Origin of the sequence: Streptomyces sp. NPDC096012, from assembly GCF_040426375.1 — a bacterium.
Lineage (GTDB): Bacteria > Actinomycetota > Actinomycetes > Streptomycetales > Streptomycetaceae > Streptomyces.
This window is the reverse complement of record NZ_JBEOTD010000005.1, coordinates 222,773-241,486: the sequence shown is the minus strand read 5'-3', so window position 1 is coordinate 241,486 and position 18,714 is coordinate 222,773. Positions and strand designations below refer to the sequence as shown.

Annotated in this window: 15 protein-coding genes; 10 read left to right on the top strand and 5 right to left on the bottom strand. The window is 74.2% G+C overall.

The features are described 5' to 3' along the window. Positions 1 to 59: 59 nt before the first annotated feature. A complete protein-coding gene (locus tag ABVB68_RS08200) occupies positions 60 to 3,239 on the bottom strand; it encodes a cytochrome P450 (protein WP_353600211.1) in 3,180 nt (1,059 codons plus the stop codon). Between the two features lie 185 nt (positions 3,240 to 3,424). On the opposite strand from ABVB68_RS08200, the gene ABVB68_RS08195 reads away from it, so the two are divergent. The 5 genes from ABVB68_RS08195 to ABVB68_RS08170 all read left to right on the top strand — a co-directional run bounded on the left by ABVB68_RS08195 (position 3,425) and on the right by ABVB68_RS08170 (position 8,598). After that, a complete protein-coding gene (locus ABVB68_RS08195) occupies positions 3,425 to 4,105 on the top strand; it encodes a PAS domain-containing protein (RefSeq protein WP_503006036.1) in 681 nt (226 codons plus the stop codon). A 598-nt stretch (positions 4,106 to 4,703) separates the two neighbouring features. Continuing rightward, on the top strand, positions 4,704 to 5,198 hold the full coding sequence (locus ABVB68_RS08190) for an FBP domain-containing protein (RefSeq protein ID WP_353600209.1): 495 nt from the start codon (positions 4,704 to 4,706) through the stop codon (positions 5,196 to 5,198). A gap of 335 nt (positions 5,199 to 5,533) precedes the next feature. Continuing rightward, positions 5,534 to 6,787 (top strand): FUSC family protein, encoded by a 1,254-nt coding sequence (locus tag ABVB68_RS08185; protein ID WP_353600208.1) that lies wholly within the window; start codon positions 5,534 to 5,536, stop codon positions 6,785 to 6,787. A 226-nt stretch (positions 6,788 to 7,013) separates the two neighbouring features. Then, the gene (locus ABVB68_RS08175) at positions 7,014 to 7,202 is read left to right on the top strand and encodes a hypothetical protein (RefSeq protein ID WP_353600276.1); all 189 of its coding nucleotides are present in this window, start codon (positions 7,014 to 7,016) and stop codon (positions 7,200 to 7,202) included. Between the two features lie 160 nt (positions 7,203 to 7,362). Further along, positions 7,363 to 8,598 carry a lactonase family protein gene (locus ABVB68_RS08170; RefSeq protein ID WP_503006035.1) on the top strand — a complete coding sequence of 412 codons (1,236 nt, stop codon included), beginning with the start codon at positions 7,363 to 7,365 and terminating at the stop codon, positions 8,596 to 8,598. Here ABVB68_RS08170 and ABVB68_RS08165 read toward each other — a convergent pair. Further along, on the bottom strand, positions 8,566 to 9,291 hold the full coding sequence (locus tag ABVB68_RS08165) for a DUF2470 domain-containing protein (protein ID WP_353600207.1): 726 nt from the start codon (positions 9,289 to 9,291) through the stop codon (positions 8,566 to 8,568). The two genes, ABVB68_RS08170 and ABVB68_RS08165, sit on opposite strands and share 33 nt — an antisense overlap. 100 nt (positions 9,292 to 9,391) lie before the next feature. Continuing rightward, positions 9,392 to 9,997, bottom strand: coding sequence for a TetR/AcrR family transcriptional regulator (locus ABVB68_RS08160; RefSeq protein ID WP_353600206.1), 606 nt, complete (start codon positions 9,995 to 9,997; stop codon positions 9,392 to 9,394). 118 nt (positions 9,998 to 10,115) lie between these two features. Here ABVB68_RS08160 and ABVB68_RS08155 point away from each other — a divergent pair, with 118 nt between their 5' ends. Then, positions 10,116 to 11,807 (top strand): cytochrome P450, encoded by a 1,692-nt coding sequence (locus ABVB68_RS08155; protein ID WP_353600205.1) that lies wholly within the window; start codon positions 10,116 to 10,118, stop codon positions 11,805 to 11,807. Here ABVB68_RS08155 and ABVB68_RS08150 read toward each other — a convergent pair. After that, positions 11,769 to 12,605, bottom strand: a complete 837-nt coding sequence (locus ABVB68_RS08150) for a pentapeptide repeat-containing protein (protein ID WP_353600204.1) — start codon at positions 12,603 to 12,605, stop codon at positions 11,769 to 11,771. The two genes, ABVB68_RS08155 and ABVB68_RS08150, sit on opposite strands and share 39 nt — an antisense overlap. Positions 12,606 to 12,784: 179 nt before the next feature. After that, the gene (locus ABVB68_RS08145; RefSeq protein ID WP_353600203.1) at positions 12,785 to 14,086 is read right to left on the bottom strand and encodes an alpha/beta fold hydrolase; all 1,302 of its coding nucleotides are present in this window, start codon (positions 14,084 to 14,086) and stop codon (positions 12,785 to 12,787) included. Positions 14,087 to 14,385: 299 nt separating this feature from the next. Here ABVB68_RS08145 and ABVB68_RS08140 point away from each other — a divergent pair, with 299 nt between their 5' ends. The 4 genes from ABVB68_RS08140 (at position 14,386) to ABVB68_RS08125 (ending at position 18,479) form a co-directional block, all read left to right on the top strand. After that, a complete protein-coding gene (locus tag ABVB68_RS08140; protein WP_353600202.1) occupies positions 14,386 to 15,141 on the top strand; it encodes a (Fe-S)-binding protein in 756 nt (251 codons plus the stop codon). Then, positions 15,138 to 16,616: a LutB/LldF family L-lactate oxidation iron-sulfur protein gene (locus tag ABVB68_RS08135; RefSeq protein ID WP_353600201.1), complete on the top strand. Its 1,479-nt coding sequence runs from the start codon at positions 15,138 to 15,140 to the stop codon at positions 16,614 to 16,616. Before ABVB68_RS08140 ends, ABVB68_RS08135 begins: the two co-directional genes overlap by 4 nt. Then, a complete protein-coding gene (locus ABVB68_RS08130) occupies positions 16,613 to 17,254 on the top strand; it encodes a LutC/YkgG family protein (protein ID WP_353600200.1) in 642 nt (213 codons plus the stop codon). Before ABVB68_RS08135 ends, ABVB68_RS08130 begins: the two co-directional genes overlap by 4 nt. 70 nt (positions 17,255 to 17,324) lie before the next feature. Continuing rightward, positions 17,325 to 18,479, top strand: coding sequence for an ABC transporter ATP-binding protein (locus tag ABVB68_RS08125; RefSeq protein ID WP_353600199.1), 1,155 nt, complete (start codon positions 17,325 to 17,327; stop codon positions 18,477 to 18,479). Positions 18,480 to 18,714: the final 235 nt, after the last annotated feature.

Sequence of the window (18,714 nt, the reverse complement as noted above, 5' to 3'; positions counted from 1 at the left end):
ACCCGGCCCACCGGGCCCGTGCCCCCGTGTCCCGCACCGCGCCCCCCCTTTCCTGCGGCTCAGCCCGCCGCGTACACGTCCTCGACGTAACGCCCGTCCGCCACCAGCGCGTCGAGCCAGCCGCGGGCCGCGTCCTCGTCGGTGCCGGGGGTGCGTTCCCGGTACAGGGTACGGAACGCCGCGCGGACCCCGGGGGCCATCCGGGCGCCGTCGCCGCAGACGTACACCCGGGCACCGGCGTTCAGCAGTTCCCAGACCTCGTCGGCCTCGGCGGCGATGCGGTGCTGCACGAACACCTGACCGTTCTCGGGTGCGGCGCTGAAGGCCGGGCGCAGCGCCACCGCGCCGGCCGCGTCGGCGGCGCGGAGTTCGCGGGCGTGCAGGAAGTCCGCGTCCGGGGCGTCGCAGCCGAAGTAGAGGAGCGCGGGCGGGAGTTCGGCCCCCCGCGCGCGGGCGGCGGCGCGGTCGGCCACGACCGCGCGGAACGGGGCGAGTCCGGTACCGGCGGCGACCATCACGGCCGGTGCCGAGCCGTCGACCCGGAAGGCCTCGCGGCAGGGCTGGACCCGGGCGTACACGGTGTCGCCGGGCCGCAGGGAGGCGAGGTGGCCCGAGCCTGTGCCCAGGTAGCGGCCCCGGCCGGAGCGGGCGGGGGCGTCGAGCACCGACACCATCAGGTCCGCGTGGCGCGGATCGACGGCCGGTGAGGAGGAGAGGGAGTAGTGGCGGGGCCGCAGCGGGGTCAGCAGGTCGAGCAGGAGCGGCGGGGCGAGGGCGCCGCGCAGGGCGGGGTGGTCCTCGGTGAGCTCCAGCAGGGTGCGCGGATCGTCCTCCGGCAGGGCCGCGAGGGCGGCACGCTCGGGCGGGCACGGGTCGGCCTCGGCGAGCAGGGACCGCTGCCGGGCCGTCGGCCGCTCCTGCAACTCGACGTGGTGGGTCAGGAGGTGACGTACGGTCAGTGGCCGGTCGACGGCGAGGCCGTCGCGGCGCGGGCGGGTGGCCCGGATGTCCAGGACGGTCTCGGGGTCGAGACCGAACGCGGCGACGGCGCGGTCCACCACCTCCGGGGCGTTGACGGGCAGCACGGTGAGGTGGTCGGCGGTGCGGTAGCCCACGCCCTCGGGCAGGGCGATGCGCAGGAACCGCTTGGTACGGCTGTGATCCGGCGCGGTGAGGTCGTACGCCTCGGTCACCTTCATGGGGACGAGTCCGTGCCGCTCCGCGAGGGCGTCCAGCGGGCCTCCGGTCAGCGTGCGGACCTCGTAGGCGTGGCCGGGCTCGGCCGGCCCGTCGGCCGTGGCGTCGGGGTCGCCGTGCTCCTGGAGGAGGGCGGTGCGCAGGCGGGCCGTGAACTCCCTGACGGTTCCGGCGAGATCACCAGAGGCGTCGGCGGCGGCGCGCTCGGTCAGGCGTGTGGCGCCGAGTTCGGCGAGGCGGGCGTCGAGGCGGGTGGGGACCTGCTGGTAGGTGGCGGTCCAGTTGCGGTCGCCGACGCCGAGGACGGCGTAGGTCACGCCGGTCAGGTCGGGGGTGCCGTCGAGCCAGGCGCTGAAGGCGGTGGCGTCGTCGGTGGGGCGGCCGTTGTAGGAGGCGGCGGTGATGACGACGGGACGGTCGGTGGGCAGTGCGCCGGCGTGGGCGTCCAGGGCGGCGACCTCGGTGGCGCAGCCCAGGGCGGCGGCCTCGTCGGCGAGTTGGGCGGCGAAGGCGCGGCAGGTGCCGTAGTTGCTGCCGTGCAGGAAGAGGGCGTGCGTGCCGGGGCGGACCCGGGCCGACAGGGTGCCGGGGGCCGGGTTCCGCGCTGCCTGGGCGGGGGCGGCGCCGGGCAGTGGGGCGTGGCGGCGGTCGGCCGGGGTGCGCGGCGTGAGCGTCAGGGTGAAGCCCTCGGGCTTCAGGGTGAGGGTCTCCTTCACGGTGAGCCGGTAGCCGGCGTGGTCGTGCAGCCGGTAGCGGTGGACCAGCATGGCGAGCAGCATGGTCGCCTCGTGCAGGGCGAACTGCCGTCCGATGCAGGCGCGTTCACCGGTGCCGAAGGGCTTGAAGGCGTGCACCGGGCGGGCCGCCTCCGCCTCGGCGGTGAACCGCTCGGGATCGAACAGCTCCGGGTTGTCGCCCCACACGGGCTGCCGGTGCAGCATCGGGGCGAGCACGGTGACGGGCTGTCCGGCGCGCAGCGGGATCCGGCCGCCGAGCAGGGTGTCGGCACGCGCGTGCCGGCTGAATGCGGCGGCCGTCGGCCACAGCCGCAGCGCCTCGTTCAGGACCTGGCGGGTGTAGGTGAGCCGCCCGATGTCGTCGTACGTCGGTTCGGGATCGGGCGTGTCGCCCCACAGCGCGTCGGTCTCCCGCTGCACCAGCCTCAGGGCGCTCGGATGCTTGGCGAGGTGGTACAGGGCGAAGGACATCGCGCCCGAGGTCGTCTCGTGGCCGGCGATCAGGAAGGTGATGACCTGGTTGCGGATGTTGGCCGGGTCCAGGGTGGTGCCGTCGGCGTGGTGCCGCGCGCTGAGCATCAGCCCGAGCAGATCGCCGGCGCCGCTCTGGTCGGTGCCGGCGCGGGCGGCGATGACGTCGTCCACGACCCCGGCGAGGTGGTCGGCGTCCCGCCGGAAGGCCTCGTCGGCGGCCGTGTGGTCCGTACCCGGGGTGTGGGCCAGGCGGGTCATGCTCCATTCCAGGCAGCGCACCATCGACTCCACGAAGAGGTGCGCTTCGGCCCGCTCGAAGGAGCCGAAGTCATAGCCGAATCCGGCCAGTCCGATGGTGTCGAGGGTCATCCGGGTCATGTCGTCGGGCACGTCCACGGGCCGTCCGGCGCGGGCCGCGCGGTCCCAGGACCCGATCAGCCGCCGCGCCACCCTCAGCATCACCGGGTGGTAGGTGCGCATCGATCCCAGCGCGAAGGCGGGCATCAGGATGTCGTGCGCCTTCGCCCAGTTCGGCTCGTCGTTGTACGCGGTGAACAGACCGTCGGCGGTGAAGGCGCGCACGTTCTCCAGCGCGGGCCCGACGTGCTTGGCGAACCGCTCCTCGTCGGCCAGGTCGGCGACCAGGTCCGCGTCGGCGACGAACAGCACGTCCCGGCCGTGCAGTCGGCGCACCAGCACCGGCCCATGGATCCGCATCAGGTCCATGACCTGCTGGATGGGGGTACGGCCCGGTCCCGTGGCGGTGATGTCCACGACGGGGACGGCGGGCAGGGTTCCGGCCGGATCGCGGTGCGGTGCGGTGGGGGGCATGACGCGACAACTGCCTTTCGCGGTAACGGAGTACTCCGTTCCAGGGTGGTCCGGTGCCGGGGGCACCGAGGGCCGCCGCACTACACGATCGTGCAGTCGAAACCGGTGTGCGGGGCTTGCGCCCCGGCGTCCCAGTCCTCCGCCGGTGCCGGTGGAGTTGTCGCTGACCTGGGTGTTCGTCTTGGATGAGGGGGACGGCCCGGCGGTCTGGGGAGGTGCGCGTGGACGTGGGGCGGCAGGACGCCGTGCTCTGGCGCAACCGCGCGATGACCCTGTTCGACCGGGTGTCGGTGCCGGTCGCGGTGTGCGATGTGTACGGCCTGGTGGTGCTGGCCAATCCCGCGATGGCCGCGGAGGTCGGTACGGCGCCGGGACGGCTGCGGGGCGAGAACGTGCTGGAGCTGTTCCGCCCGCAGGAGGCCACACAGGTGGAGCGGATCGCCGAGGCGCTCCGGCTGCGACGCCGGTCCCGCTACCGGGTGTCGGTGTGCTGGCGGGCACCCGGTGGCACCGAGCGGTACGGCGAGCTGACGGCGGATCCGGTCAGCGACACCGTGGCGGAGACGCCGGCGCTGCTCGTGATGTTGCGCGTGCTGGGCGAGCGCGCCGAGCCGCGGGAGCCCGGACCGGCGCCGGTCACGCCGGTGGAGGGGCGGGTGCTGGCTCTGCTGGCCGGGGGCGCCACCACGGCCCGGGCCGCCCGGGAGCTGGGGCTCACCGTGGACGGCGTGAACTACCACCTGCGCCGCCTGTCGGCCCGCTGGAGCGCGGCCAACCGCACCGAACTCGTCGCGCGTGCCTACGCGTTGGGCGTCCTCGTCACCGGGGTGTGGCCGCCGGAGACGAGCGCGCGGGGAGCGGACTGAGACGCGGCACGCAGCGTCCGGGAGCGGACCGGGACGCCGTACCGCACGTCCGGGGAGCGGACCGGGAGGCCATACCGCCCGCCCGGGAAACGGGACCGAGTGGCCGTACCACCCGTCCGGGAGCGGGCCGGGACGCAGTACCACGCGTGCCCTCCCGGTGGGCGTGAGCGCCTGCGGCGCGGGGCGTCCGACTGGTGGAGCCCCTTCACCGGGCAGCCGGCTGCTCCGGGCGGTTCCCCCGGCCCGCGGTCACCCGCCCGAGTTCCGCCGCACCGCGCCGGAACGTGTCGCTGGAGCCCACCGCCGCGTGGGCCATCGGCATGCGATCCACGACGCCGGCCGGCGCCATCTCGGCGTGCACCGCGCGGGCGAGTGCGTGGGAGGTGTCGGGGTCAGCCGGTCGGCGACGGCGTACATCAGCCGGCCCCGCCGGCGCGTGCGCGTCGTCTCGCGGCCGTCCGGCCGCGCCACCTGCGGACCCGCGGCAGGCGCTGTCCTCCGCACCGGAAAAGCATTGGATCACCCTGATCCGGCTAATTAAGATAGTCCAGAACCTAGGGACCCTAGGTTGACCGGCCGGACCCGGAAGGCCCCCCCCATGAGATCGCTCACCGAGCAGGACATCCGCAACTCGTTCGTCAACTGTTCCAAGGGCGAGGCCAAGCGGCTCGCGGTCCCACGTGATCTCGCCGAGCGGCCGTGGGACCACCTGGACTTCCTCGGCTGGCGCGATCCCGGGGCCCCCGACCGCAGCTACCTGGTCACCGAACGGGAGGGCGAACTCGTCGGGGTCACCCTGCGCTTCCCGGCCGTGCAGCGCGGCTTCCTGCACCGCAGCATGTGCTCGGTGTGCCTGACCACCCATACCGGGGGCGGGGTGTCGCTGATGACCGCGCGGAAGGCGGGAACGGCGGGCCGCGAGGGCAACTCGGTCGGGCTGTACATGTGCACCGACCTGGCGTGTTCGCTGTATCTGCGCGGCAGGAAGGCGCCCGAATCCGGCGTCCGGATCGAGGAGAGCCTGACCCTGGACGACCAGATCGACCGCGCGCGGGGCAATCTGTCCGCCTTCCTGGACAAGCTGTACGCGTGACCGCCCCGGGCCCACGCCCGGCAGCGTGACGCCGTCAGGTCCGCGCCCGGCAGCGTGAACGCCGTCGGGTCCACTGGACAGCGTGTGTGCCGTCAGCCCGCGCCCGGCGGCGTGAGTGCCGCCAGGTCCACGCCCGGCAGCGCGAGTGCCTCGGCGTCGCGGCGACCTCTCGAAGGTGGCCGGTTATCACCCCCGCCCCGGCCCACGAGGGTGATGAACCCCTGGTCCAGACGGCGTAACCACGATCCCTCGCCCACCGCGCGAACACTTACGGACAGAAATCGTCCGCAAACAGGCACGTTCGACGCACCCGAGGAACGGGAACAGGCCAAGGGATGCTCGACCTACGAAAGTGGACCACGGTACTGCGGCGTCTGGTGGGGCGCCGCCGGGAGCCGGTGGTCGTCCAGACGCTGCGCTCCGCCGCGGCCGCGACCGTCGCCTACGTCATCGCTCTCCGGCTGAGCCCCGAGCCGGCCCCGCTCACCGCGCCCCTGACCGCTCTGCTGGTCGTCCAGGTGACCTTCTACGCCACACTCACCAACGGCATCCGCCGGGTGAACTCCGTCGTGGCAGGCGTAGTGGTCGCCATCGCCTTCAGCGTGCTGGTGGGCCTGACCTGGTGGAGCCTTGCGCTGCTCATCGTGGCGGCGCTGGCCGTCGGGCATCTGGTGCGGGTCGACGAGTACGTGGCCGAGGTGGCGATCAGCGCCATGCTGGTGCTCGGGGTGACCACCGTCGGGTTCACCGCGTGGGCGAGAATCGTGGAGACGCTGATCGGCGCGGTCGTCGGAACGGCCTGCAACCTGCTGCTCCCACCCCCGGTGTGGGTGGACGCGGCCGGCCGGTCGATCGAGGACCTGGCACGCCGGGTACGGCAGCTGATGCTGCGGATGGGTGAGGAGGCCGCGAGCCGCATCCCCTGGGAGCAGGCGGCCGAGCGGCTGCACGAGGCACGCCGGCTGGACCACGACATCGTCCAGGTGGACGCGGCGCTGCGGCAGGCGGAGGACAGCCTGCGGCTCAATCCGCGGGTCAAGGAGGGCCTGCTGCACCGCGTGGTGCTGCGGACCGGCCTGGACACGCTGGAGATCTGCACGGTGGTCCTCCGGGTACTGGCCCGCTCGTTCACGGACCTGGCGAAGGCTCGCGGGTCCGAGGAGCTGTTCCCGCCGAAGATCGGGGCGACCGTGGCGCAGTTGCTGTCGGAGATCGCCGACGCGGTGGTCAGCTTCGCCGTCCTCGTGACCACCGATCTGAGCGAGAACGCGGAGTCGGCCGAGGCCCGGCTCACGGCCGAGCTGCACACGGCGGCCGGCACCCGCGACCGGCTGGACGAACTGATGCGCGAGGAGATCGCCAAGGACCGGTCGAACTGGCAGCTGATGGGCGCGGTGCTGACCGAGACGACCCGGATCATCGACGAGCTGAACACCGAACACCGCACCCGCCGCCTGCTGGAGGAGCTGGACCGGGTGTCCCGGGAGCAGCGGGCGAGGCTGCCGCGGATGACCCGGCTGCGCGAGCGCATCGGCGTCAAGGAGGAGCAGTGGCGGAACCGTGCCGGCGTCGGCGGGCGTTCACGCTGAAGAAGTGCCGGGACGGCTGGGCACCGGCTGCGAGGGGGCCGGATGACCGGCGCGGCGGCTCGGATCGACGGGACCACCCTGCGGCTGCCGGGCGGAGTGGCGGTGCGGTTCGTCCGCACGCTGCGGCTGCCCGAGCAGGGCACCCGTCCGCTGCCGCCGGGGCTGGGCGAGTTCCCGGTCCGGCGGGGGGGGCCGACTACGCCGGCACGGTCCCCGAGGAGTGGCGGTGCGGTTCGTCCGCACGCTGCGGCTGCCCGAGAAGGGCACCCGTCCGCTTCCGGGGCTGGGCGTGTTCCCGGTCCGGCGGGGGGCCGACTACGCCGGCACGGTCCCGGAGGAGTGGCTGACCCGCGGCGGCGTGCTGCTCCCGGTGTATCTCCGCGAGGCGATGTGGTGCCGGCCGACGGGCGGGTGACCCCGCTGAAGGAGGCGCCCGGCCGGCCGGTCGAGGACGGGGACTGGTAGCGCACCCGGGGCTCTCACCGGGTACAACGGTCTTGGCCGGCTTGCCCCTGCCGGGGGTGGCGGCCAAGGTGACTGTCACGACCGGGGCAACGGACGACCTGAGGTGCGGCATGGACACGGAGACAGGGGTGGCGGACGGGAGGCCGCGGGGCGAGCGGGACCGCGAGGGCGGGCGCGGCTGGACCAGACGCCGGTTCGCCGGGGCCGTGGCGGGCACGGCGGCGGTCGCGGCGGTGCCGTCCCTGGCCACCCTGTCGGCCGACCCTCCGGCCGAGCGGAGCGAGCCCCGGGCCGTCGCACCGCTCTGGAAGCGCTCCGGGCCCCGCCCGCTGTACGTGGGCACCTACACCTCCGCCGACGGCGGCGGCACCGGCATCTGCCTGGCCTCGTACGACTCGGCGACGGGCCGGATCACCGGTTCGGGCACGATCACCGGGGTTCCGGACCCCTCGTACCTCACCGTGCACCCGGACGGCCGGACGCTGTACGCGGTGGACGAGCGACAGGCCGGCGGTGTGACGGCGGTGCGCCTCGCGGACCGCCGGGTGCTGGGCACCCGGAGCACGGGCGGCGCGGGCCCCTGTCACCTGTCGGTGCATCCCAACGGGCGCTGGCTGCTCAGCGCCGAGTACGGCTCGGGCAGTGTCGTGGTGCACCCGATCGACGCCTCGGGCGCCCTGGGCGAGCGCACCGACCGGGTCACGCACTCCTCGCCGCCGCCCGGCCCGGGCCAGCAGGGGCCGCACGCCCACCAGATCGTCACCGGCCCGGACGGCGGTCACGTCCTCGCCGTCGACCTCGGCACCGACACCGTGTACACCTACCGGCTCGACCAGGGCGCGGGCAGGCTCACGGAGGTGGCCCGGGCCCGCACCCGGCCGGGCGCCGGACCGCGCCACCTGACCTTCCATCCGGACGGCCGGTACGCGTACCTGGCCAACGAGGTGGACGACACCGTCACCGTCTGCGCCTACGACCCCTGGACCGGTCGCGTGCGGATCGGGGAGCCGCAGCCGACGGGCTCGGGCGGCGGCACCAACTACCCTGCGCAGATCCTGGTGACTCCGGACGGCGCGTACGCCTTCCTGGCCAACCGCGGCCACAACAGCCTCGCGCGGTACGCGATCGAGGCCGACGGAGCCCGGCTGCGGCTGCTCGGGACGGTGCCGGTGGGCGGGGACTTCCCGCGGCAGATCGCCTTCTCGCCCGACGGCCGGCTGCTGTTCGCGGCGAACCAGCGCTCCGGGACGGTCAGCGTCTTCCACGTGGAGCCCGGCAGCGGAGGACTGCGCCCGGCCGGTGAGCCGTTCGCCTCACCCGTCGCCGTCTGCGCGCTGCCGCTGTAGGGCTCGGGGGCAGGCGGCGGCACCGGCCTGCGCCAGCAGGACGTGCATGCGCTCGGTGAGCTGGGTGACGTCGTCGGCCGGCGCGTGGAAGGGCAGCCGTACGTCGCCGTGGGCGCGGCCGCGCTCGATGCGCAGCGTGAGTCCGTGCCGGTCGACGGCGAGGGGCACCACCCGGATCGCGGCGTGCAGGCACTCCGGCCGCACCAGGCGGGTGAGCCGCTCGACCGCGTCCGGGTGGGCGTCGGCGAGATGGGTGAGCAGCCGGGACTCGGCACCGGCGAGCGGGTCCGGCCGGGCGGCGGCGAATTCGCCGAGGTCGACGACCACGGCCCCGGAGGACTGCCGCAGCACGACCCGGGTGGGCCGGAAGAGCAGGGAGCCGCCGGACGGTGCGAACCAGCCGGCGAGCCGGACCCGGGCCCGGATCCGGTCGCGCACCGGCACAGGTGCCACGTCGGCGAACTCCAGTACGGCGGAGGGCTCCTGGCGCGGTGCGCAGACGGCCGCCGTGGCCAGGGTGCTGTCGTCGGGCACCGCCAGCCGCACCTCGCCGTCGTCGGTCACGACGTGCGCGCCGACGTACTCCTCGCGTACGCCGTCCGCGGTCACCGCGCACGACCACGCGGCGGCCAGCGCCGATCGCGCCCGTGCCGCCGCGCCGGGTGCGGCCGTCCAGTCCTGCGTATCACCCATCCCGAGACCTCCTTAGGTAAGCCTTGCCTAACTTACCGAAGATCGGGGTGTGCGCCAACCGGGCGCGCCGACCGGTGCGACGGTTTCGGCGGTCGGGAGGTCAGGCGATGACGCCCAGCAGAGCCCGGGCGCACAGGTCCCGCACCTGCTGCAGGGTCGACTCGCCGTCACGCAGCCACTCCAGGCACACGGCCGTGGTGAAGGCGAGCCAGCCCCGCACGGCCAGACGCACCCGCGGATCGCCGCCGAAGGCCGGCCCGAACTCGGGGTCGGCCGCGAGGGCCGCCAGGATCTGCCGCTCCTGCGCGGCCAGGGCCTGCTGGTAGACGCGGCGTACGGCCTGGTCGCCGGCCGCGTCGGCGCGGTGGAAGGCGCGGAAGCCGTGGGCGTGCGCGCGCACGTAGCCGAGGTAGGTCTCGAGACCGGCGGTGAGCTGCTCGCGGACCGGCATCCCGGGCACGGCCGCCGTCATGCGCAGCATCCGCTCGCTCTCCCGCTCCACGACCGCGGCGAAGAAGTCCCGCTTGTTCGGGAAGTAGTGGTACAGCAGCCCGCGGGAGACCCCGGCGATCTCGGCGACCCGTTCGATCCGCACCTCGTCGTAGGGGCTCTCGGAGAACAGCTTCGCGCCGACCGACAGCAGCTGCTCGCGGCGCTCCTCGGTGCTGAGTCTGCGCCGGGCGCGTTCCCCCTGGTTGGCCGGCATGACGACACTTTACTTGACGCCGGTTCAACAGCCGGAACACACTGGAACCGTTATTGAACTCACGTACAACACGTGCGTCCCGCAGGTCCACCGGTCCGCCGGCTCGAGGGAGGTCGTCATGGCGGAGGCGACACAGACCGGGCTGCCGAAAGGGTTCCGGAGCGCGGAGCAGGGCTGGCCCGAGTTGCACCGCATCCCGCACCCGCCACGCAGGCTGCCCCTGCTCGGCGATGTGCTCGGCGCCGACCGGCGCCGCCCGCTGCAGGACACCGTGCGCCTGGGGCGCGAGCTGGGGCCGGTCTTCCGGCGCCGGGCGTTCGGCAAGGAGTTCGTGTTCGTGTGGGGGGCGCCGTTCGTCGCGGACCTCGCGGACGAGTCCCGGTTCGCCAAGCACGTCGGGCTGGGGGTGGCCAATCTGCGGCCGGTCGCCGGGGACGGCCTGTTCACCGCCTACAACCACGAGCCGAACTGGCAGCTGGCGCACGACGTCCTGGCGCCCGGGTTCAGCCGGGAGGCCATGGAGGGCTACCACGCGATGATGCTGTCGGTCGCCGGCCGGCTGACCGACCACTGGGACCGCCGGGCCGCGGCCGGGGACACGGTGGACGTGCCCGGCGACATGACCAAGCTGACCCTGGAGACGATCGCGCGCACCGGGTTCGGGCACGACTTCGGCTCGTTCGAGCGGGACCGGCCGCACCCCTTCGTCACGGCGATGGTCGGCACCCTGACGTACGCCCAGCGGCTGAACAGCGTGCCCGGGCCGCTGGCCCCGCTGCTGCTGCGCGCCGCCGCCCGGCGCAATGCCGCCGACATGGCGCACCTCGACCGCACGGTCGACGACCTGGTGGCGGCCCGGCGCCGGTCCGGCGGTGGGAGCGAGGGTGACCTGCTGGACCGCATGCTGGAGACCGCGCACCCGCGGACGGGTGAGCGGCTGTCCGCCGAGAACGTCCGCAAGCAGGTGATCACGTTCCTGGTGGCGGGCCACGAGACCACGTCGGGTGCGCTCTCCTTCGCGCTGTACTACCTGGCCAGGCACCCGGAGATCGCCGCCCGGGCCCGCGCCGAGGTGGACCGCGTCTGGGGCGACACCCCGCGGCCCGGGTACGACCGGGTGGCCAAGCTGCGCTACGTCCGCCGCGTGCTCGACGAGTCACTGCGGCTGTGGCCGACCGCGCCGGCCTTCGCCCGGGAGGCCCGGCACGACACGGTGCTCGCCGGCACGCATCCGATGCGCCGGGGCGCCTGGGCGTTGGTGCTGACGCCCATGCTGCACCGCGACCCGGAGGTGTGGGGAGAGGACGCCGAGCGGTTCGACCCCGACCGGTTCGACACGGGTGCCGTGCGGGCCCGGCCGCCGCACAGCTTCAAGCCGTTCGGCACCGGGGCCCGGGCCTGCATCGGCCGCCAGTTCGCGATCCACGAGGCGACCCTCGTCCTCGGCCTGCTGCTGCGCCGCTACGACCTGAGCCTGGTCCCCGGCTACCGGCTGACCGTCACCGAACGCCTCACCCTGATGCCGGAGGGACTGCGGCTGCGGCTGCGACCGCGGCCCGCGCGCGCCGACGGCTCGGAGCCGGCCACCGAAGCGGCGCCGGACACCGGACCCGTGGCGGACGCCGGACCCGTGCGGAGTACCGGGCCCCTGCCGGCTGCCGTACCGGCGGCGGATGCCGTACCGGTGCCGCGGGAGGGGGCGCGGCCCGCGGATCGCTGCCCGGCCCAGGGCGGGACCGCCTCGGTCCCCGTCCGGCGCGGCGCCGACCGGTCAGCCGGCCGCTGTCCAGTGCCCGGGACGGGTGACTGACTCGGGCAGCCGGGTACCGGCGCTCCCCCGGGCCGCGTCGAGCTGCGGCTGGGTGAGGAAGAAGGCACCGGTGAGATCCGCGCCGGTCAGGTCCGTGTCCCGCAGGTCGGCACCGATCATGTCGGCCCCGCGCAGGTCGGCACCGGTGAGGTCGGCGGCGATCAGGTAGGCCCCGCGCAGGCTCGCCCCGCGCAGGTCGGCGCCCCTCAGCCGGGCCCCCACGAGGTCCGCGCCCCGGCGGTCCTTGCCCTTTCCCTTGCCGCCGGCACCGGCCCGGACCAGGTCGCTGGTGCGCAGCAGATGCACGTTGACCTCCTGCCGGTACGCGGCCACGTCCAGCGCGGCCAGCTCCTCGGGGGTCTGCCGGGTGAGCCGTTCGGTACGCTCCAGCGCCCGCCGCAGATCGGCGTGGACGGGGCGCGCGGCGGGCAGACCCAGTGCTTCCGTCAGGTACCGCAGAAGCTCCTGCAGCTGCCGGACGACCGGGAACACCTCGAACATCAGGCGCGCGTGCTCCTTCGACGCGGTACGCCAGTCCTGCCCGGCGAAGGTGACTCGCGAGACCTTCTGACCGGCGCCGAAGCAGTCGTAGACCGTGCAGCCGGTGAAGCCCTTCTCGCGCAGGCCGGCGTGGATGCCGCAGCGGTGGTCACCGCCCAGGTTCGGGCACGGCGTGCCCGCGGGCTTGTTCAGCGCGAAGTCGGTGGAGCGGGCGAAGGGCAGGGCGACACAGCACAGCCCGAAGCACTGGGCGCAGTCACCGCGCAGTTCGGAGGGGTCGACTATCTGGTCCGGCATGAGACCCAGCCTACTGACCTGCGCAGCCGCCCTGTTCGGTCCGGCCGCCGCGGAGCCGGACCGGTTCGCCGCCCGGCTCCGCGGCGGACCCGGACGTTCACCGTCCGCCGCCGCGGGGCCGGACCGCTCACCACCGGCCGCCGCGGGAGCCGGTGCCGTCCCGTCCCGCGGCCCGCGGGTCAGGCCTCGTCGCGGGCGAGGGCCAGGAGCCGGTCCAGTACCCGGGGGGCGCCCGTGCGCAGGCCGTCGTGCTCGTACTCGTCGGTGACCCAGGTGCGCAGGCCGCGGACGGCGCGCGCCGTCTGCAGCGCGTGGGCGGTGTCGACGTACATGTCGTCGTGGTAGACGGCGGCGGCGACCGGGACCTCGTTGGCGGCCAGCCGGGCGGGGTCGTACAGCGGACCCCAGTCGGTGCGGGCGGCGAGCAGGTCGGCCGTCTCGCGCAGCGGGCGCAGGGCCGGGTCGGCGTCGAACATCCAGGGATGGACGGTCTCACCGGTGAAGAGCACCGGGGTGTCGTCCGCGAGCGCCTTGGCCGCGTCGAACTGCGGGAACTCGGCGCGGACGCGTTCGGCCGCCCAGGCGGTGGGGCGGGCGTCCTGGGCGTAGATCGTCTCGTGGACGAGCGCGTAGAGCGGGTGCGAGGCGTACGACAGCAGGTTCTGCGCCTGTTCCTGGAAGGCGTCGGAGAGGTCGAGGCCGCCGGGGGTGCGCACGAAGGCGTCCTCCAGCAGATGGTGCAGGCGGTGGCTGCCGTCGCCGGTGCCGAGCATCAGGCCGAGGGACTGGAAGGCCTCCACCGTGAACCGGTAGCCGTTGGGCAGGACCACGTCGCCGGTGAGGAGGTGGTCGGCGATCCGACGGGCTCGTTCGACGTCCTGCGGATAGCGGGCGTAGTGCGCGGCGACCTTGCGCTCGATGCGCGGGTAGGCGGAGCGGTAGACGTCGTCGGCGTGCGCGCGCAGGGCGGGCAGGCCCCCGGTGATCACGGCGGTGTGCAGGCCCTCGGGGGCGAGGGAGAGGTACGACACCGTGCAGAAGCCGCCGAAGCTCTGCCCGAGCACGGTCCACGGGGCGCCCCCGGTGACCTGCGGGCGGATGGCCTCGCAGTCGCGGACGATGGAGTCGGCACGGAAGCGGGCGAGGTAGTCGGCCTGTTCGGCGGGGCCGCCGCGCAGCGGGAGGGTCTGGCGGGTGGCGGGCGTGGAGCTGCCGGTGCCGCGCTGGTCCAGCAGCAGGACGCGGTGATCCCGCAGAGCCCGGTCGAGCCAGGCCTGCCGTCCGACGAAACGATTCGCCCCGAAGCCGGGGCCGCCCTGCAGGTACAGCAGCCAGGGCAGGTCCTGTCCCGTCTTGTCGCTCGCGACCGCCTCACGGGCGTACAGCTCGATGGTCTCGCCGCCCGGGTCGGCGTGGTCGAGGGGCACGGTGAAGCGGCGGTCGGTGAGGACGACACCGGGCTGGCGGTAGCTGAGGCTCAACGGGGCTCCCGGGACGGATGGGATGGACGCGTTCCAGTTCAGCACACGAGCGGGTACGGGCCGACCTCCGGGATCATGGATTGTTACTGAACTTCGAGTCAGCGGGCGGCGGCGCTCGAGCGGTGCACCGTTGACGTGGGGAGGGGCGGCAGCGTCGGCTCGGGGAGGAGGCGGCAGCTGCGGCACCCGCCGGAGCCGCCGGCGGCGGCCCGGCTCGCCGCACGGTGAGCGGCGGTCCCCCGCGCCGGGATGCGCCCACTACCCTGCACTCGTCCGACGACCGACAGCGAGGAGCCGCGATGCGTGTCGCCCTGTTCCTGACCTGTGTCAACGACACGCTCTATCCGGACACCGGCCGTGCCGTCGTGAGACTGCTGACCAGGCTGGGTGTGGAGGTCGACTTCCCGATGGGCCAGAGCTGCTGCGGGCAGGCCCACTACAACACCGGCTACCGGCACGAGGCGGAGCCGCTCGCCCGGCACTTCTGCGACGTCTTCGGCGGGTACGAGGCGATCGTGACCCCGTCCGGCTCGTGCGGGGCGATGGTGCGGGAACTGTACCCGCGCATGGGGGAACGGGCCCGTGCCGAGGGCCGGGGCGGCTCGCTCGCGGCCACCGTGGCGCCGGTGGTGCCCAGGACGTACGAGCTCACCGAGTTCCTGGTGGACGTGCTGGGCGTGACGGACGTCGGTGCCTGGTACCCGCACACCGTCACCTACCACCCCACCTGTCACGGTCTGCGCTCCCTCGGGCTCGGGGACCGGCCCCGGCGGCTGCTGGCAGCGGTGAAGGGGCTGGAGCTGGTCGAGCTGCCGGGCGCCGAGGAGTGCTGCGGGTTCGGCGGCACGTTCGCGCTGAAGAACGCCGAGGTGTCGGCGGCGATGGGCACGGACAAGGTGCGCAACGCGGAGTCGACGGGCGCCGAGGTGCTGTGCGCGGCGGACAACTCCTGCCTGATGCACATCGGCGGCACCATGAGCCGGCTGCGCACGCGCATGCGGCCGGTGCACATCGCGGAGATCCTGGCGAGCACGGAGGAGGAACCGGCGCTGTGAGCGGGACGTTCGTCGGCATGCCCGCCTTCCCGAAGGCGGCGCACGACGCTGTGCACAACCCCACGCTGCGCGGCAATCTGCGGCACGCCACGCACACCATCCGGGCCAAACGCGCGCTGGCGGTCGGCGAGTTGTCCGACTGGGCGGAGCTGCGGGAGGCGGGCCGCCGGATCAAGGACCACACACTGCGTCATCTGGACCGCTATCTGGTGAAGTTGGAGGAGGCGGTCACCGCGGCGGGCGGCACGGTCCACTGGGCCGTGGACGCCGACGAGGCCAACCGGATCGTGGCCCAACTGGTCAAGGAGACCGGCGAGTCCGAGGTCGTCAAGGTCAAGTCGATGGCCACGCAGGAGATCGGGCTCAACGAGGCGCTCGAGGCCGAGGGCATCCGCGCCTACGAGACCGATCTCGCCGAGCTGATCGTGCAGTTGGGCAAGGACCGGCCCTCGCACATCCTGGTTCCGGCCATCCACCGCAACCGCGCCGAGATCAGGGACATCTTCGCGCGCGAGATGGGCGAGTGGGGGCGCCCGGCCCCCGAGGGCCTGACCGACTCTCCCGCCGATCTCGCCGAGGCGGCCCGGCTGCACCTGCGGGAGAAGTTCCTGCGCGCGAAGGTCGGCATCTCCGGCGCCAACTTCATGGTCGCCGAGACCGGCACGCTCGTCGTCGTGGAGTCCGAGGGCAACGGCCGGATGTGCCTGACCCTGCCCCGGACGCTGATCTCCGTCGTCGGCATCGAGAAGGTGGTGCCCACCTGGCGGGACCTGGAGGTCTTCCTGCAGACCCTGCCCCGCTCCTCCACCGCCGAGCGGATGAACCCGTACACGAGCATGTGGACCGGCACCACCGACGGCGACGGCCCGCGGACCTTCCACCTGGTGCTCCTCGACAACGGCCGCACCGACACGCTCGCCGACGAGGTCGGCCGGCAGGCCCTGCGCTGCATCCGCTGCTCGGCCTGCCTGAACGTGTGCCCCGTCTACGAGCGCGCGGGAGGACACGCCTACGGCTCGGTCTACCCCGGCCCGATCGGCGCCATCCTCAGCCCCCAGCTCCGGGGCACCGCCAGCGAGATCGACGCCTCCCTGCCGTACGCCTCGTCCCTGTGCGGGGCCTGCTACGAGGTGTGCCCCGTCGCCATCGACATCCCCGAGGTGCTGGTGCACCTGCGGGAGCGGGTGGTGGAGGGCGGCCCCGCGGTGCGCGAGGGCAACCGGGTCGTCCTGCGGCCCGCCCGGGGGCACGCGGCCGAGCGGGCCGCCATGCGGGCCGCGCGCTGGGCCTTCGCCCACCCCGGCGCCCTGCGCGCCGGGCAGCGGCTCGCGTCCCGCACCCGCCGGCTGCACCCCCGTACCCTGCCGGGCCCGGGCCGGGCGTGGAGCGGCACCCGGGACCTGCCGGCCGTGCCGGCGGAACCCTTCCGGGACTGGTGGCAGCGCACACGCGGCGGACAGGACGGTGCCGAATGAGCAGCAGGGATCGGATCCTGGGCCGGGTGCGGCGGGCGCTCGCCGACGTCCCCCCGGACGACCCGCCCTACGAGGCGGCCGTGCAGCGGGACTATCTGCGCGAGCACGGGGAGCGGACCACCGAGCGGACGGTGGAACTGCTGGCGGAGAACCTGGCGGACTACCGGGCGATCGTCCACCGCTGCGCCGCGCGGGAGGTGTCCGGGCTCGTCATGCGCCTGCTGGCCGAGCACGGCTCCCGGGAGGTGCTGGTGCCGCCGGGGCTGCCGCCGGAGTGGATGTCCGCGGCCGGCCCCGTGCGCGTCCTCGACCGGGCGGCCGACACGCCGCACCGGCTGGACCGGGTGGACAGTGTGGTCACCGGGTGCGCCGTGGCGATCGCCGAGACCGGCACGCTCGTCCTGGACGGCTCCCCCGACCAGGGCCGGCGCCGTATCTCGCTCGTCCCGGACCACCACATCTGCGTCGTACGGGTGCCGGAGCAGGTCGTCGCCTCCGTCCCGCAGGCCCTCGAACGTCTCGACCCGGCCCGTCCGTCGACCTGGATCTCCGGTCCGTCGGCCACCAGCGACATCGAGCTGGACCGGGTGGAGGGCGTGCACGGGCCGCGCAGGCTGGAAGTGGTCCTGCTCGGCTGACGGCCCCGGCCGTCCGCCGGTCGGGCCACGGCCGGATGACGGCCGGTGCGGCCGGCCGTAGCGTGAGGGGATGATCCGGTTCGAGCAGGTCACCAAGCGGTATCCGGACGGTACGACGGCCGTGGACGACCTCTCCTTCGACGTGCGCGAGGGCGAACTGGTCACCCTCGTCGGGCCGTCCGGGTGCGGCAAGACGACGACCATGATGATGGTGAACCGGCTCATCGAGCCGACCTCGGGCCGGATCTTCGTCGACGGCGAGGACGTCGCGGGCGTCGACCCGGTGCGGCTGCGCCGCCGCATCGGCTACGTGATCCAGCAGGTCGGCCTCTTCCCGCACCGCACCGTCCTGGACAACACCGCGACCGTGCCGGCGCTGCTCGGCTGGAAGCGGGCGAAGGCCCGCGACCGCGCGGCGGAACTGCTCGACCTGGTGGGCCTCGACCCGAGGACGTACGGGCCGCGCTATCCGGAGCAGCTCTCCGGCGGGCAGCGGCAGCGGGTCGGCGTGGCACGGGCGCTGGCGGCGGACCCGCCGGTGCTGCTCATGGACGAGCCGTTCGGCGCGGTCGACCCGGTGGTGCGCGAGCAGTTGCAGGACGAGTTCCTGCGGATGCAGGCCGCCGTGCGCAAGACGGTGCTGCTGGTCACCCACGACATCGAGGAGGCCGTCCGGCTCGGCGACCGCATCGCCGTCTACGGCGAGGGCCGCATCGAGCAGTTCGACACGCCCGGCGCGGTGCTCGGGGCGCCCGCGACCCCGTACGTCGCCGGTTTCGTGGGCGCCGACCGGGGGCTGAAGCGGCTGTCGGTCACCGCGATCGAGCCGGACGACCTGGAGCAGCCCCCGGTGGCCCGGCCGGACGAAGCCGCCGAGCGGGCGCGCGAGCGGCTGCGGTCGGAGGGCTCGCGCTGGGCGGTGGTCCTGGACGCGCACGGCGACCTGCACGGCTGGGTCGGCATCGACGAGCTGACGCCGGGCGGCACCGTCGGGGACCTCGCCCACCGGATGACCGCCTGGGTGCCGGTGGGCACGCCGCTCAAACAGGCCTTCGGGGTGATGCTCCAGTACGACGCCGGGTGGGTCGCGGTGCTGGACGGGGCGCGTTTCCTCGGTGTGCTGACCCCGGCGAAGCTGCACGAGGCGCTGCGCCGCTCGGTGGACGCGGACGCGCGCGGCGTGGCCCGCGGGCAGGTGCCCTTCGACTCGGTGTCGGACGCCTGAGGCACCCTCTGCCTCCGCCTGTCCCGGCGGCCCCTCGGCCTTGGGACACCGGCTGTTCCCGCGCCCCCTCGCCCCTGCGACACCGGCTGTTCCCGCGCCCCCTCCCCCTGCGACACCACCTGTTCCCGTCGCCCCACGCCCCTGCGACACCGGCCGTTCCCTGCGGCCCCTCGCCCCTGGGACACCGGCCGTTCCCGCGGCCCCACGCCCCTGGCGACACCCACTGTTCCCGCGG

Bases quoted from the DNA above. Each gene is read 5' to 3' on its own strand.
- ABVB68_RS08200 (WP_353600211.1), bottom strand. From the start codon at position 3,239: ATGCCCCCCACCGCACCGCACCGCGATCCGGCCGGAACCCTGCCCGCC.
- ABVB68_RS08195 (WP_503006036.1), top strand. From the start codon at position 3,425: ATGAGGGGGACGGCCCGGCGGTCTGGGGAGGTGCGCGTGGACGTGGGG.
- ABVB68_RS08190 (WP_353600209.1), top strand. From the start codon at position 4,704: ATGAGATCGCTCACCGAGCAGGACATCCGCAACTCGTTCGTCAACTGT.
- ABVB68_RS08185 (WP_353600208.1), top strand. From the start codon at position 5,534: ATGCTCGACCTACGAAAGTGGACCACGGTACTGCGGCGTCTGGTGGGG.
- ABVB68_RS08170 (WP_503006035.1), top strand. From the start codon at position 7,363: ATGGACACGGAGACAGGGGTGGCGGACGGGAGGCCGCGGGGCGAGCGG.
- ABVB68_RS08165 (WP_353600207.1), bottom strand. From the start codon at position 9,291: ATGGGTGATACGCAGGACTGGACGGCCGCACCCGGCGCGGCGGCACGG.
- ABVB68_RS08160 (WP_353600206.1), bottom strand. From the start codon at position 9,997: ATGCCGGCCAACCAGGGGGAACGCGCCCGGCGCAGACTCAGCACCGAG.
- ABVB68_RS08155 (WP_353600205.1), top strand. From the start codon at position 10,116: ATGGCGGAGGCGACACAGACCGGGCTGCCGAAAGGGTTCCGGAGCGCG.
- ABVB68_RS08150 (WP_353600204.1), bottom strand. From the start codon at position 12,605: ATGCCGGACCAGATAGTCGACCCCTCCGAACTGCGCGGTGACTGCGCC.
- ABVB68_RS08140 (WP_353600202.1), top strand. From the start codon at position 14,386: ATGCGTGTCGCCCTGTTCCTGACCTGTGTCAACGACACGCTCTATCCG.
- ABVB68_RS08130 (WP_353600200.1), top strand. From the start codon at position 16,613: ATGAGCAGCAGGGATCGGATCCTGGGCCGGGTGCGGCGGGCGCTCGCC.
- ABVB68_RS08125 (WP_353600199.1), top strand. From the start codon at position 17,325: ATGATCCGGTTCGAGCAGGTCACCAAGCGGTATCCGGACGGTACGACG.